This window comes from Franconibacter pulveris (assembly GCF_056780215.1).
Map to the genome: position 1 here is coordinate 1,730,614 of NZ_CM165555.1, position 15,572 is coordinate 1,746,185.

The following is a 15,572-nucleotide window of genomic DNA, read 5'->3' on the forward strand; positions in this document are numbered from 1 at the left end:
ATGGCTTTGCTGAATATTTTTGATATTGCCGGCTCCGCGATGACCGCGCAGTCCAAGCGCTTGAACGTGGCGGCCAGCAACCTGGCAAACGCCGACAGCGTTACCGGACCGGACGGTCAGCCGTACCGCGCGAAACAGGTCGTGTTTCAGGTTGACGCCCAGCCAGGCTCGCCGACAGGCGGCGTGAAGGTGACTAACGTCGTGGAAAGCCAGGCGCCGGACAAACTGGTCTATGAGCCAGGCAACCCGCTGGCGGACGCCAAGGGTTACGTGCGCATGCCTAATGTGGACGTGGTCGGCGAGATGGTGAACACCATGTCCGCTTCCCGCAGCTATCAGGCTAACGTGGAAGTGCTTAACGCCACGAAATCCCTGATGCTCAAAACGCTCACCCTCGGTCAATAAAGGAGAAGGGCATGTCGATTTCCGTAAACGTTAACGACCCGACTAACAGCGGCATCAGCAGCGCGACCAGCACCAGCAGCGCCAACGGTCTCTCCGGCAGCAGCGCCTCGGACCTGCAGAGCAGCTTCCTGACGCTGCTGGTGGCCCAGTTGAAAAACCAGGACCCGACCAACCCGCTGCAGAACAACGAGCTGACCACCCAGCTTGCGCAAATCAGCACCGTGAGCGGCATTGAAAAACTTAACACCACGCTTGGCGCCGTTTCCGGTCAGCTCAACAACAACCAGTCGCTGCAGGCGAGCACCCTTATCGGCCATGGCGTCATGGTTCCGGGCACCACCATTCTTGCCGGTAACGAAACCACTACGCCGTTTGGCGTGGAGCTGGCGCAGGCTGCCGATAAAGTGACCGCCACCATTACTGATAAGAGCGGCGTAGTCGTGCGCACGATTGAACTCGGCGGGCTGAGCGCGGGCGTCCATACCTTTAGCTGGGACGGCAAGCTAAACGACGGAACGACCGCGCCGGATAACGCTTACAACGTCTCCATTTCCGCCAGCAGCAACGGCACGCAGCTGGTCGCCCAGCCGCTCAACTTCGCGCTGGTCAACGGCGTAACGAAGAGCGCCAACGGCAGCCTGCTGGATTTAGGTACTTACGGCACCACCACCCTCGACGAAGTCAGACAAATCATCTGATTCAACCATTATCAGGAGTAAGACATGGCGTTTTCTCAAGCGGTCAGCGGCCTGAATGCCGCGGCCACCAACCTGGACGTAATTGGCAACAACATTGCCAACTCCGCGACCTACGGTTTTAAATCGGGTTCTGTCTCCTTCGCCGACATGTTCGCAGGCTCAAAAGCGGGTCTCGGCGTGAAAGTGGCGGGCATTACCCAGGATTTCAGCGACGGTACGACCACCAATACCGGTCGCGCCCTGGACGTGGCTATCAGCCAGAACGGCTTTTTCCGTCTGGTAGACAGCAACGGTTCGGTCTATTACAGCCGTAACGGCCAGTTCAAGATGGACGAAAACCGTAACCTGGTGAACATGCAGGGCCTGCAGTTAACCGGCTACCCGGCAACCGGCACGCCGCCGACTATTCAGCAGGGCGCAAACCCGGTAGGACTGACCGTTCCGAACACCCTGATGGCGGCGAAAACCACCACCACGGCGGAAATGGTGGTTAACCTGAACTCCACCGACAAACTGCCGACCAAAACCCCGTTCGATCCGACGGATTCCGATACCTATAACAAAAAAGGTTCCGTTACCGTATTCGACAGCCAGGGTAACGCCCATGACATGAACGTCTTCTACGTGAAAACCGACGCCAACACCTGGGCGGTTTACACGCAGGATTCCAGCGTTAACACCCCGTGGGTAGCCGGCACCGCAGCCAATACTTATATGAAGTTTGACGAAAACGGCACCCTGACCGGTCTTGCCGCGACTGCCGCTGACGCAGCCGCAGGCACGGTCACCAACCCGCCGTCTTTTAACGTCACCACCGGCGGGATAAACGGTGCGACGCCTGCGACTTTCGCGCTGAACTTCTTTGGTTCCATGCAGCAGAACACGGGTTCTAACAACATCGTCTCTACCACCCAGAACGGCTATAAGCCGGGCGACCTGGTGAGCTACCAGATTAACGACGACGGCACCCTCGTCGGTACTTACTCTAACGAACAGCAGCAGCTGCTGGGTCAGATTGTGCTGGCGAACTTCGCGAACCCGGAAGGGCTGTCCTCACAGGGCGATAACGTCTGGGCTTCTTCCAACGCCTCTGGCGTGGCGCTGCTCGGCACGGCGGGCACCGGCAACTTCGGTTCTCTGACCAACGGCGCGCTGGAAGCTTCCAACGTCGATCTGAGTAAAGAGCTGGTGAATATGATCGTTGCGCAGCGTAACTATCAGTCCAACGCGCAGACGATCAAAACGCAGGATCAGATCCTCAACACGCTGGTTAACCTGCGCTAAGTGAGTGAAGGAAGGGCTTAATGGATCACGCAATCTATACCGCGATGGGCGCGGCAAGCCAGACGCTGAACCAACAGGCGGTAACGGCGAGCAACCTCGCCAACGCTTCTACGCCAGGTTTTCGCGCTCAGCTTAACGCATTGCGCGCGGTGCCGGTGGAAGGGCTTTCGCTCAATACCCGAACGCTTGTGACGGCCTCGACGCCCGGCGCGAATATGAGCCAGGGCGAATTCAACTACACCTCGCGTCCGCTGGACGTGGCGGTGCAGCAGGATGGCTGGCTGGCGGTGCAGGCCGCTGACGGCAGCGAAGCCTATACCCGCAACGGCAACATCCAGGTCGGGCCGACCGGGCAGTTGACCATTCAGGGCAACCCGGTCATGGGCGAGGGCGGTCCGATTGCCGTGCCGGAAGGCTCGCAAATCACTATCGCGGCGGACGGCACGATTTCCGCGCTTAACCCCGGCGATCCGGCGAATACCGTGGCGCCCGTCGGCCGCCTGAAGCTGGTGAAAGCCGAAGCGGGTGACGTGGTGCGCGGCGATGACGGCCTGTTTCGCGTCAGCCCGCAGGCGCAGGCCCAGCGCGGCACGGCGCTGCAGGCCGACGCTACGGTACGCGTAATGCCAGGCGTGCTGGAAGGCAGCAACGTCAAGCCGGTTGAAGCGATGACCGACATGATAGCCAACGCCCGCCGCTTCGAGATGCAGATGAAAGTCATCTCCAGCGTCAATGATAACGAACAGCGCGCTAACCAGCTGCTGTCAATAAGTTAAGAAACAGGACGCCACTATGATCAGTTCATTATGGATCGCCAAAACCGGTCTGGACGCCCAGCAAACCAATATGGACGTTATCGCCAACAACCTGGCGAACGTCAGCACCAATGGTTTTAAGCGCCAGCGCGCGGTTTTTGAAGATTTGCTCTACCAGACGATTCGCCAGCCAGGCGCGCAGTCTTCCGAGCAGACCACGCTGCCTTCCGGCCTGCAGATAGGCACCGGCGTACGCCCGGTGGCTACCGAGCGTCTGCACAGCCAGGGCAACCTTTCCCAGACTAACAACAGCAAAGATGTTGCGATTAAAGGTCAGGGCTTTTTCCAGGTGCTGTTGCCGGACGGAACGTCGGCGTACACCCGCGATGGTTCTTTCCAGGTTGACCAGAACGGCCAGCTGGTGACGGCGGGTGGTTTCCAGGTTCAGCCTGCCATTACCATTCCGGCGAATACGCTGAGCATTACCATTGGTCGTGATGGCGTGGTGAGCGCGACGCAGCAGGGCCAGGCCAACCCGGTACAGGTAGGCCAGCTCAACCTGACCACCTTTATGAACGACAGCGGTCTCGAGAGCATCGGTGAAAACCTTTATACCGAAACTCAGGCGTCCGGCGCGCCGAACGAGAGCACCCCGGGCCTTAACGGCGCCGGTCTGCTGTATCAGGGTTATGTTGAAACCTCTAACGTGAACGTGGCGGAAGAGCTGGTAAACATGATCCAGGTGCAGCGCGCTTACGAGATCAACAGTAAAGCGGTCTCCACGACCGACCAGATGCTGCAAAAACTGACGCAACTCTAAGGTCCCTTCGGCGCGGCGTAAGCCGCGCCGGATACCCGAACTCAAGATGAATGCCATGCAAAAAACCGGTGCGCCACTTTATCCTTACGCGATTGCGCTCGCGCTGACCCTTTCAGGCTGCGCCTGGGTGCCTTCCACCCCGTTGGTTCAGGGGGCTACCACCGCGCAGCCCGCGCCCGCGCCCGCGCCGGTGGTTAACGGGTCGATTTTCCAGTCCGTTCAGCCTATTAACTACGGCTACCAGCCGCTGTTTGAAGACCGTCGTCCGCGCAATATCGGCGACACGCTGACTATCCAGTTGCAGGAAAACGTCAGCGCCAGCAAAAGCTCGTCGGCGAATGCCAGCCGCGACGGCAAAACCAGCTTTGGTTTAGATACCGTTCCGCGCTACCTGCAAGGCCTGTTCGGCAATGCGCGCGCCGACGTCGATTCCTCGGGCTCCAACGCCTTTAACGGCAAAGGCGGCGCCAACGCCAGCAACACCTTCAGCGGCACGCTGACGGTCACGGTCGATCAGGTGCTGGCCAACGGCAACCTGCACGTGGTGGGCGAAAAACAGATAGCCATCAACCAGGGCACAGAATTCATCCGCTTCTCCGGTGTGGTCAACCCCCGCACCATCAGCGGCAGCAATACCGTACCGTCCACGCAGGTGGCGGACGCAAGAATCGAATATGTCGGCAACGGCTATATCAACGAAGCGCAGAATATGGGCTGGCTGCAGCGCTTCTTCCTCAACTTATCGCCGATGTAACGAGGTGACACATGGTTAAATCCCTATTCGGGGTCATGCTTCTGCTGGTCGCGACGCTTGCGCAGGCGGACCGCATTCGTGACCTGACAAGCGTGCAGGGCGTACGAGAAAACTCCCTGATTGGCTACGGCCTGGTGGTCGGCCTTGACGGGACGGGCGACCAGACGACCCAGACGCCGTTCACCACCCAGAGCTTAAACAACATGCTCTCCCAGCTCGGCATCACCGTGCCGGCGGGCACCAACATGCAGTTGAAAAACGTGGCGGCGGTAATGGTCACCGCAAGCTTCCCGGCTTTTGCGCGCCAGGGGCAGACCATCGATGTGGTGGTTTCCTCGATGGGCAACGCCAAAAGCCTGCGCGGCGGTACGCTGCTGATGACCCCGCTAAAAGGGGTTGATAACCAGGTGTACGCGCTGGCGCAGGGCAACATTTTAATCGGCGGCGCGAGCGCCTCCGCAGGCGGCAGCAGCGTGCAGGTCAACCAGGTGAACGGCGGGCGCATCACCAACGGCGCTATCATTGAGCGCGAGTTGCCAAGTCAGTTCGGTAATGGCAACACCATCAACCTGCAGCTTAATAATGAAGACTTCACCCTGGCGCAGCAGATCTCCGACACCATCAACCGCGCCCGCGGCTACGGCAGCGCCACTGCGCTGGATGCCCGTACCGTGCAGGTACGCGTGCCGACGGGCGGCAGCTCGCAGGTGCGCATGCTGGCGGATATCCAGAACCTGGAGGTGAACGTGGCGGTGCAGGATGCGAAAGTCATTATCAACTCCCGCACCGGCTCGGTGGTGATGAATCGCGAAGTGATGCTCGATTCCTGCGCCGTGGCGCAGGGCAATCTTTCCGTCACGGTTAACCGTCAGGCGAACGTCAGCCAGCCGGATACACCGTTTGGCGGCGGGCAGACCGTCGTGACGCCGCAGACGCAAATCGATATGCGCCAGAGCGGCGGCTCGCTGCAGACGGTGCGCGAGAGCGCGAGCCTCAACAACGTTGTGCGGGCGCTTAATGCGCTGGGCGCGACGCCTATCGACCTGATGTCGATTCTCCAGTCGATGCAAAGCGCTGGTTGCCTGCGCGCCAAACTGGAAATCATCTAAGTGCTATAACGGCCTTCGCCTCTGGGGTGAAGGCCGCAGTTTTATGTTCTTCCCGCCTGAGCGGCAGTAAAAGCGCGAGAGCGGGTTAACTTTTAAAGGACAGTCTCATGCTGAACGACACCCGACTGATGACCAGCGCGGCCTGGGACGCGCAGTCATTAAATGAACTAAAAGCCAAAGCGGGCCAGGATCCAAAAGCCAATATCAAAGATGTGGCCCGGCAGATGGAAGGGATGTTCGTGCAGATGATGCTAAAAAGCATGCGTGAGGCGCTGCCGAAAGATGGTTTGTTCAGCAGCGATCAGACGCGGCTTTACACCAGCCTGTATGACCAGCAGATTGCTCAGCAGATGACGTCGGGCAAAGGGCTTGGGCTTGCGGACATGATGGTGAAACAGATGGGCGGCGAGCAGCAGGCAAGCGCGCCGGACGACGCCTCAGTGCAGACGGCGCCGATGAAGTTTGATATCGACACCGTAAATACGTACCGCAACCAGACGCTGACGCAAATCGTGCGCAGCGCCGTGCCGAAAGCGCCTTCTAATGACGAGCCGCTCTCCGGCGACAGCAAAGACTTCCTCGCCCAGCTCTCCCTGCCTGCGCGTCTCGCCGCCGAGAAAAGCGGCATTCCGCATCATCTTATCCTCGCCCAGGCGGCGCTGGAGTCGGGCTGGGGACAGCGTCAAATTCGCACCGAGAGCGGCGAGCCAAGCTTTAACCTTTTTGGCGTGAAAGCTACGTCGAGCTGGAAAGGGCCGGTGACGGAAATCACCACCACCGAATATGAAAACGGCGAAGCGAAAAAGGTAAAAGCGAAGTTTCGCGTTTACAGCTCTTATCTCGAAGCGCTTTCAGATTATGTCGGGCTGCTGACCCGCAACCCGCGCTACGAAGCGGTGACCAACGCCGCGACGGCGGAGCAGGGCGCGCAGGCGTTGCAGAACGCCGGCTACGCGACCGATCCGAACTACGCGCGTAAGCTGACGTCGATGATTCAGCAGCTTAAATCGATGTCCGAGAAAGTGAGCAAAGCTTACAACAACGATTTGTCGACGCTTTTCTGAAACCGCTTAAGTTTTTTCGCATCCTGCCGATACTTCTCGACAGGACCCCGAGTCAGAATGTTCATAAGGAACCCCCATGTCCGGTAGCTTAATTAACAGCGCCATGAGTGGCCTTAGCGCAGCCCAGGCTGCGCTGAATACTGTCAGCAACAACATCTCCAGCTATAACGTGGCGGGATACACCCGTCAGAACACCATTTTAGCGTCGGCCAACAGTACGCTGGGCGCGGGTGGCTATACCGGCAATGGCGTTTATGTCTCTGGCGTGCAGCGTGAGTACGATGCGTTTATTACTAATCAGCTGCGCAGTGCTGAAAGCCAGGGAAGCGGATTGACGTCACGTTATGAACAAATGTCAAAAATTGACAATATGTTCTCTGGCAGCACCAATACTGTTTCAACCTCTTTGCAGGGTTTTTTCACCAGCTTACAAACGCTGGTAAGCAACGCTGAGGACCCGGCTGCACGTCAAACTCTGCTGGGTAAAGCGGAAGGCCTCGTTAACCAGTTTAAAGTGGCAGATCAATATCTGCGTGATCAGAATAGCCAGGTTAATACAGCCGTTTCCTCAAGTGTAAGTCAGGTGAATAACTACGCTAAACAGATAGCGAATCTGAACGATCAGATCTCTAAGCTGACCGCAGCGGGAGCAGGCGCTTCGCCAAATGCTTTACTTGACCAGCGCGATCAACTGGTTAGCGAACTCAATAAAGTCGTGGGCGTAGAAGTTAGCGTGCAGGATAGCGGCACTTATAACATTTCTATCGGTAACGGCTACTCACTGGTGCAGGGCAGCACAGCGAATCAACTTGCCGCAGTGTCTTCCAGCAACGATCCGTCTCGCGTTACGGTTGCTTATGTCGACAAAACCGCAGGCAACATTGAGATTCCAGAGAAATTAATTACAACAGGTACGCTGGGCGGCATGCTGACATTCCGTTCTCAGGATCTCGATCAGACGCGTAACTCTCTCAACCAACTGGCGCTCTCTTTTGCTGATGCATTTAACAATCAGCATAAGAAAGGTGTTGATCCCAGCGGGGCAGATGGCGGTGATTTCTTTGAAATTGGTAGCCCTGCGGTACTGAGCAACAGTAAAAACAGCAAGACGCCAGGCGCTACGCTGACGGCTTCCATCACTGACGGTTCCCAGGTTCAGGCGACCGACTACAAAGTTGTATTTGATGGTAACGACTGGCAGGTAACGCGTCTGTCCGACAATACCACCGTAACCGCAACCCAGACGCCGGCTGGCGGTCCTTATACTGGCCTTGAGTTTGATGGCCTGAAGGTTGATATCAGCGGCAGCGCGGCGACGAATGATACCTTTACGGTGAAACCGGTTGTTAACGCCATTGTGAATATGAGCGTCGCTATTAAAGATGAGTCAAAAATTGCTCTCGCAGGCGAGGCGGGCGCGGGCGAAAGCGATAACCGTAACGGCCAGGCATTACTCAATCTGCAAAGCAGCAAAGCGGTGGGTGGCAATAAAACGTTTAACGACGCCTATGCCGCACTGGTCAGTGACGTGGGAAACAAGACCAACACACTGAAAGTCACCAGCACAACGCAAAGCAATGTCGTCACGCAGCTTAGCAACCAGCAGCAATCTATTTCGGGGGTTAACCTCGATGAAGAATACGGTAACCTTCAGCGTTTCCAGCAATACTATTTGGCTAACGCGCAAGTGTTACAAACCGCTTCCACCCTGTTCGACGCTCTGCTGTCGATTCGCTAACGGAGAATAACGCGATGCGTATCAGCACCCAGATGATGTATCAGCAAAACATGCGCGGCATTACCGATAGCCAAAGCGCATGGCTTGGCTATGGCGAGCAGATGTCCACCGGCAAGCGTGTGAACAGACCTTCCGACGATCCTATCGCCGCATCTCAGGCGGTCGTTGTCTCACAGGCGCAGGCGCAGAACAGTCAGTATGAACTTGCGCGTACTTTCGCTACGCAGAAAGTCTCGTTAGAAGAGAATATTCTGGGGCAGGTAACAACAGCAGTTCAAGGCGTACAGGAAAAGCTGGTTAATGCAGGCAATGGTACGCTCAGTAATGACGACCGCGCTTCATTGGCGACTGACCTGCAAGGGTTGCGAGATCAACTGCTAAATCTGGCAAACAGCACTGATGGTAATGGTCGCTATATTTTTGCAGGCTATAAAACCGAATCAGCGCCTTTTGTCGAGGGTGCAAGCGGTGTGACTTATGCTGGTGGGGAAGAGGCAATCACCCAAACTGTCGATACAGCGCGGAGCATGATCATCGGCCATACCGGGAATCAAGTATTTCAAACCGCGACCAGCAACGCAGTAAAAGAGCCAGATGGTTCTGTACAGAGCGATATGTTTGCAACGCTTGATAAAGCAATTACTGCGCTCAAAACGCCGATTGAAGATGGTGACGATACGGCGCGTGAAGCCTTCACAGCGGTAATCGATAGCGCTAACCGCGGAATGCGAAACTCCTACAATAATGTGTTAACTGTGCGCGCGGAACTGGGAACGCAACTCAGTGAACTTACGGCGCTTGATGCTTCAGGCGATGACCGAACACTGACGCTGACTCAACAAATGAGCGATCTGGTAAACGTTGACTATAACGCGGTTATCTCTTCGTACACCATGCAGCAGGCGGCGCTTCAGGCTTCCTATAAAACGTTCAGCGACATGCAGGGCATGTCGCTGTTTCAGCTAAATAAATAAAAATTAAAAATTTGGAGCATGTCATGAAACTGGGCATGCTTTATATGCCCGCTTCCGCACCCCGGAGCGGGCCTTTTTTTATCTTCAGCGCGTGGCCGCAGCGCTAAGCGGCGCGCGTTTTCCCGCAAGGCGAATCCCAAGGCTTATCAGGCTTACCACAGTGGCGAGGGCGACCACGGCAGGCCAGCCCGCAAGCGTATAGGCTTTACTGCCAAGTATGGAGCCCAGCGCCATACCGATAAACACCACCGTAAACAGCAGGGCGTTAAGGCGACCGCGTGCGGCGGGCTCCAGGCTATAAACCAGCGTCTGGTGCGCGACCAGCGTTGACTGCAATCCTAAATCAAAACCGATGGCGGCAATCGCGATAATGGCGAGCTGCATGCCGGGGCCAAAGAGCGGCAGCGTAAACATCAGGGCGAAAGAGAGGCTGACCAGCGCGGCGCCAAGCTGCGTGACTCTTTGCGGACCGAAGCGGTCTGAAAGCGTGCCGGAGAGCGGAGCCGCCAGCGCGCCCGCCGCGCCCGCCAGACCAAAGGCGCCAGCAGCGGCGCTGCCGACGTGGTAACTGTTATGCAGCATGACCGCCAGCATTGACCAGAACGCGCTAAAACCAATCGACAGAAAGCCCTGGGCAAACGCCGCCTGACGCAGCGCCGGGTAGCGGCGCCACAGCGTTACCAGCGATGTCATCAGCGCCGGATAGCCAAGCTCAGAATGCGCGGCGAAACGCGGCAGTACGCGCCAGAGCAGCAGGCCGATAAAGGCGATGCTGACCGCCGCCAGCTGATACATGACACGCCAGCCAAACGCCGCGCCCACCAGGCCGCTGACCGAGCGGGAGAGCAGAATGCCGAGCAGCAAGCCCGTCATGACCGTGCCGACCATTTTGCCCTGTTTGCCTGCAGGGGCGAGGATAGCGGCGGCGGGGACAATATCCTGCGCCACCGTGGCGGCCATACCCACCAGCAAGCTTAAGCCGAGCAGCCCTGTAAGGCTTGCTGAAAAGCTATAGAGCGCCAGCAGCACGGCAAGCAAAGCGCATTTCAGCAAAATAAGATGGCGGCGGTCGTAGCGGTCGCCAAGCGGCAGCAAGAAGAAAATGCCCAGCGCGTAACCCAGTTGCGTAAGCGTGGGGATAAGCCCCATCTCGCTGACATCAAGCTTAAGCGCGGCGCCCATCAGCGGCAGAATCGGCTGAGCGTAATAGATGGAGGCCACGCTTAACCCCGTGGCGAACGCCAGCACCAGGATAAGCCCGGCGGGCAGGGAAGCGGCGGCCGTTTGCGGCGCGGTGTGTGCAGGTTTCACAATGAGTTCCTTAACATGGGGTATGTGCGCTTATTGTCGGCCCGTATCGGGTAGCGTGGTAGAGCAGGGCATGATAAAACAGTTATACGTCAGACGTATGACCAGGAGAGAAAGCGTGCCATCAGAGCGTATAGACCGGTTAGAATTGATGCATACCTTTGTGCGTATTATTGAGAGCGGATCGCTTTCCGCTGCGGCTTTACAGCTTGGCACAACGCAGGCGACCGTGAGCCGCAGGCTGAAAACGCTGGAGGATCTGCTGGGGGCCAGGCTGCTGCTGCGTACCACCCACGCCATGAAGCTGACCGACGACGGCGAGCGCTGCTATCAGCATGCGAGGGGCATTATCGGCAACTGGGCGGCGCTGGAGGATGAGCTGAAAAACGCGGAGGACGATCCTGTCGGAATTTTACGCGTGCGAGCGCCTCACGCCTTCGGCCAGGATCAGCTTATCGCGCCGCTTACCACCTTTCTTAACCATCACCCGAAGCTGGCGATAGAGTGGACGCTCAATGATAAATCGCCCGATTTTATTGGTGAAAATATTGACTGCGCCATTCATGTGGGGCCGGACATCGATCCGACCTGTATCGCCGTGCCGCTTGCTGAAGTGCCGCGCATTGTGGTGGCCACGCCGGAATTGCTGAACAACCATCCGGACATGACGCACCCGAGCCAGCTTGCTTCGCTGCCGTGGGTTGCGCTAAGCACCTTTTATCGACGGGAAGTGACGTTGACCCATGGACAAACCCGTGAGCCCGTCTCCTTTACCATTAGTCCGCGCTTAAGCTCCGACAGCCTTTATGCGGTACGCCGGACGGTACTGAACGGGATTGGCGCAGGGATTGTGTCGGCCTGGGTTGTACCGGAGGATCTGGCGCAGGGCCGGCTGGTGCATTTGCTGCCTGAATGGCAGGTTTCGCCGCTGCCAATGTATCTGGTTTATCCCTACGCCCGCTATTACCCGGCGAGGCTGCGAAAGTTTCTGTCGCTGATGCGCGAAGCGATGCCGGAGCTGGCAGGCATGCGGCGGATCGAAGGCAATAAAAAAGCCGGTCAGTGACCGGCTTTTTCAGGTTTAAGGCTTATTCCGCAGCCTGCGGACGACCCGCTGGCGCAGAGGCGTGATGGGTGGCGCTATGGCCGCCCGCAGCGCCTTTGCCGCTGAAATCGAAGGCCGGGCGAACCCAGTCGCTGTGACGCGGCGGCTCCGGGATGTATTCCGGCGCCGGAGCGCGGGTCATCGGCGCAGCGGCGTGGTTGCGTTCAACCGCAACGCTCGGTTTCGCCGCGACAGGCGCTGCTTCAACCGGCTTCGCCTGCTCTTGCGGCTTCGCTTCGCGCGGCTGCACCTCTTCTTGCGGCTCCGCCTGCGGCTCGGCGACTGGCGCGGTTTCCGCCATTTCCGCCGCCTGGGCTTCGCGAACGTGTTCTGCTTCGCTTGCCGGCTGCGCTTCTTCAATCACGCGCTCTGCAACGGCTTCTTCCCGCGGCTCGATAAGCTGCGGTTGCGCATCAACCGGGCTTTCGATTACTTCCGGGTGAGACGTTTCAATTGCAGGCTCCTGCGGCGCCTCGGCTTGCGCGTCGGCAACCGGTTCAACCACTACCGGCTCGCTCGTCGGCGCTGGCTGTGCGGCGGCGGCAGGGGCAGCGACGTCAGCCGGGGTCTCAACAACGTCCGGCGCAGCCTGTTCGAACTGCTCTTCCATCACTTCATCCTGCGGACGAGCGACTGGATAGCGGATCCAGACTTTGCCTGAGGCCATTTCCGGCGAGGCGCAGGCGACGGTCAGCGGCATTGGCGACTGCGTCGGGTAACGCTCGTCACGATAACGGCGACGGCGCTGGCCGCTCACGCGCAGATGGCGCGGAGAACGACGGGAGCGACGCGGCATACCGGCGTTATCTGCACGGCCTTCGCCCGCATCTTCCTGCTCGGCTGCGTTTTCTACGACCGCTGGCAGAGGAATGGTGGCGACTTCAGTGCTGGCGGACGGTGCCGCTTCAACCGCTTCTTCTTCAACAACCGGCGCGGATTCGGCGGACTCAATGCGGATCTTCTGAGTAAGCTGGCGCGGTTTACGACGCGGCATCACCTGTACGCGTTCTTCCTGCTCGGCGGCTTCCTGCTCTGGCGCTTCTTCGCGGGTCAGCGCTTTAACTTCCTGCTGCGCCTGACGCTTCTCTTCCGCACGACGACGGTTACGTTCGCGACGCGGCTGCTGCTCCTCACGCGGTTTAGCTTTCTCCGCCTCTTCTACAATCGGCTGGCGGGTTTCGCGCGCTTCGCCATTCTGCTGCTGAGCCTGACGGCGGTTACGGCGGTTCTCTTCGCGAGCCGCTTCACGCGCTTCGCCATTTTCAGCGCGGACTTCGCGGTTGGGTCGCTCGTTGCGATCGCGACGCGGTCCCTGACGGCGGTTGTTGCGACGCTCCTGCGGTTTCTCCTGCGCAGGCGCTTTCTGCTCTTGCGGCTGAACAGGCGCTTCGCTGGCGGTCTCGCCGGCGAACAGGTTTTTAAACGCGCCAATCAGACGGCTCATAAAGCCAGGCTGCGCGGGTTGCGCCGGCGGCTGGGCTACGACGACGGTCGGCGCGGCAGGTTTCTCCACCGCGGCGCTTTCCTGCGGCATCGGCGGAACATCCGGCATCACAAAGGTAGCAAGCGCTGGCTGTTCAGGACGTTTACGCTCGGCGTACTCTTCATCAGAAGGCAGCGCCATGGCTTCTTCATGCAGCTTCGGCAGCAGATAGCTCAGGGTTGGCGTCTCTTCGCCTTTACGCACGCGCAAAACAGAGTAGTGCGGGGTTTCCATCTGATCGTTAGGCACAATCACGCAGCGTACGCCGCCCTGGCGTTTTTCAATCGCGTTTACCGCTTCGCGCTTTTCGTTCAGCAGGTAGGAGGCGATAGGCACAGGCACAATGGCATGCACCTCTTTGGTGTTCTCTTTCAGCGCTTCTTCTTCAATCAGGCGCAGAATGGAGAGCGAGAGCGATTCGTTGTCGCGAATGGTACCGGTGCCGCTACAGCGCGGGCAAACGTGATGGCTGGATTCGCCAAGCGACGGGCTCAGGCGCTGACGGGACATCTCCAGCAGGCCGAAGCGCGAGATGTGGCTAATCTGGATGCGCGCACGGTCCTGGCGCACCGCTTCACGCAGGCGATTTTCCACCGCGCGCTGATGGCGCACCGGGGTCATATCGATAAAGTCGATAACGATAAGGCCGCCGAGGTCGCGCAGGCGCAGCTGGCGCGCAATCTCATCCGCCGCTTCAAGGTTGGTATTAAACGCGGTCTCTTCGATATCGCCGCCGCGGGTGGCGCGGGCGGAGTTGATGTCGATGGCGGTCAGCGCTTCGGTGGTGTCGATAACGATCGAACCGCCGGAAGGCAGACGCACTTCGCGCTGGAAGGCGGACTCAATTTGCGACTCTATCTGGTAATGGCTGAACAGCGGAATTTCACCGGTGTAGAGCTTAATTTTGCTGCTGAAATCCGGACGACCCAGCGCGGCGATATGCTGGCGCGCAAGCTCAAGCACTTTCGGGTTGTCGATAAGGATTTCGCCGATGTCCTGGCGCAGGTAGTCGCGGAAAGCGCGAACGATAACGTTGCTTTCCTGATGGATCAGGAAAGGCGCCGGGCGGCTCTCAGCGGCTTTCTGAATCGCTTCCCAGTGCTTCAGGCGGAAGCTTAAATCCCACTGCAGCGCTTCGGCGGATTTGCCGACGCCTGCGGTGCGCACGATAAGGCCCATGCCGTCAGGCAGTTCGAGGCTTGAGAGCGCCTCTTTAAGCTCAGTGCGATCGTCGCCTTCAATCCGGCGTGAAATACCGCCCGCGCGCGGGTTGTTCGGCATCAGCACCAGATAACTTCCCGCCAGGCTGATAAAGGTGGTCAGCGCCGCGCCTTTGTTGCCGCGCTCTTCTTTATCGATCTGAACAATAACTTCCTGACCTTCACGCAGTACATCTTTGATGTTGGGTCGGCCATGGGCGGAGTAGTTAGCGGGGAAATATTCGCGGGCGATTTCTTTTAACGGGAGGAAACCGTGTCTTTCAGCGCCATAATCAACAAATGCGGCTTCCAGACTGGGTTCAATGCGGGTGATTTTGCCTTTGTAGATGTTCGCTTTTTTCTGTTCGTGTCCCGGGCTTTCGATATCCAGGTCGTACAGGCGTTGCCCATCAACAAGGGCGACACGCAACTCTTCCTGCTGAGTTGCGTTAATTAGCATTCTTTTCATCGTAACTTACTCGTTATTCTTACATTGACGATAAAGCTGCGGGCATGGTGACGTTGACCGGGAGTGAACCGATGGCCTCGTGACTGTTCACGCCGTCAACCTCACGGCTGTCGTACGCTTAGGAGGCGCAGAGTGTCGGTAGCCTGTATTTCAACTGGAAATACAGCGCAATTATCAAAAAGGAACAGCCTGGGAGTAACTCTCCAGAGAAGCTTCCATTTACCGGCCAGGCTGCAACCCGCAGCCCGCTAACTGCCTGAAAGTTCAATACGTCTTACGCCATTGCTGCGTGGATGGACATTCAGGCAAAACTGGTAATTCCGCAAAATTCCTTGTCTTAACAAGTCTCAACACGGAAAACGGCAACATTATTCCATTGCCAGGCTTGTTATAGCAAGCTGACTTTT

Annotated in this window: 13 protein-coding genes; 11 read left to right on the top strand and 2 right to left on the bottom strand. The window is 58.0% G+C overall.

The window, feature by feature from the left end; genetic code table 11:
- The 10 genes from flgC (at position 1) to flgL (ending at position 9,601) form a co-directional block, all read left to right on the top strand.
- Positions 1–405: a flagellar basal body rod protein FlgC gene (gene flgC, locus ACU4F7_RS08205; protein WP_029592500.1), complete on the top strand. Its 405-nt coding sequence runs from the start codon at positions 1–3 to the stop codon at positions 403–405.
- A gap of 11 nt (positions 406–416) precedes the next feature.
- A complete protein-coding gene (flgD, locus tag ACU4F7_RS08210; RefSeq protein ID WP_481638414.1) occupies positions 417–1,103 on the top strand; it encodes a flagellar hook assembly protein FlgD in 687 nt (228 codons plus the stop codon).
- Between the two features lie 24 nt (positions 1,104–1,127).
- Entirely contained in the window at positions 1,128–2,387 is a 1,260-nt protein-coding gene (flgE, locus tag ACU4F7_RS08215; protein ID WP_029592502.1) for a flagellar hook protein FlgE, read from the top strand.
- 20 nt (positions 2,388–2,407) lie between these two features.
- Positions 2,408–3,163 (top strand): flagellar basal body rod protein FlgF, encoded by a 756-nt coding sequence (locus ACU4F7_RS08220; protein WP_029592503.1) that lies wholly within the window; start codon positions 2,408–2,410, stop codon positions 3,161–3,163.
- A 16-nt stretch (positions 3,164–3,179) separates the two neighbouring features.
- Positions 3,180–3,962, top strand: coding sequence for a flagellar basal-body rod protein FlgG (gene flgG, locus ACU4F7_RS08225; protein WP_024556691.1), 783 nt, complete (start codon positions 3,180–3,182; stop codon positions 3,960–3,962).
- A 55-nt stretch (positions 3,963–4,017) separates the two neighbouring features.
- Positions 4,018–4,716, top strand: coding sequence for a flagellar basal body L-ring protein FlgH (flgH, locus tag ACU4F7_RS08230; RefSeq protein ID WP_029592504.1), 699 nt, complete (start codon positions 4,018–4,020; stop codon positions 4,714–4,716).
- Between the two features lie 11 nt (positions 4,717–4,727).
- Entirely contained in the window at positions 4,728–5,825 is a 1,098-nt protein-coding gene (locus ACU4F7_RS08235; RefSeq protein WP_024556693.1) for a flagellar basal body P-ring protein FlgI, read from the top strand.
- Positions 5,826–5,932: 107 nt separating this feature from the next.
- Complete coding sequence (gene flgJ / locus ACU4F7_RS08240; protein WP_029592506.1) at positions 5,933–6,889, top strand: flagellar assembly peptidoglycan hydrolase FlgJ; 957 nt, start codon at positions 5,933–5,935, stop codon at positions 6,887–6,889.
- Positions 6,890–6,965: 76 nt separating this feature from the next.
- Entirely contained in the window at positions 6,966–8,627 is a 1,662-nt protein-coding gene (gene flgK / locus ACU4F7_RS08245; protein ID WP_029592507.1) for a flagellar hook-associated protein FlgK, read from the top strand.
- 14 nt (positions 8,628–8,641) lie between these two features.
- On the top strand, positions 8,642–9,601 hold the full coding sequence (gene flgL / locus ACU4F7_RS08250) for a flagellar hook-associated protein FlgL (protein ID WP_029592508.1): 960 nt from the start codon (positions 8,642–8,644) through the stop codon (positions 9,599–9,601).
- Positions 9,602–9,685: 84 nt separating this feature from the next.
- On the opposite strand, the gene ACU4F7_RS08255 is transcribed toward flgL, so the two are convergent.
- Positions 9,686–10,912, bottom strand: a complete 1,227-nt coding sequence (locus ACU4F7_RS08255; protein ID WP_029592509.1) for an MFS transporter — start codon at positions 10,910–10,912, stop codon at positions 9,686–9,688.
- A 70-nt stretch (positions 10,913–10,982) separates the two neighbouring features.
- On the opposite strand from ACU4F7_RS08255, the gene ACU4F7_RS08260 reads away from it, so the two are divergent.
- Entirely contained in the window at positions 10,983–11,975 is a 993-nt protein-coding gene (locus tag ACU4F7_RS08260; RefSeq protein WP_481638415.1) for a LysR family transcriptional regulator, read from the top strand.
- 22 nt (positions 11,976–11,997) lie between these two features.
- Here the strand turns inward: ACU4F7_RS08260 and rne are convergent, their stop codons facing one another.
- Positions 11,998–15,165, bottom strand: a complete 3,168-nt coding sequence (rne, locus tag ACU4F7_RS08265; RefSeq protein WP_481638416.1) for a ribonuclease E — start codon at positions 15,163–15,165, stop codon at positions 11,998–12,000.
- Between the last annotated feature and the right edge of the window lie 407 nt (positions 15,166–15,572).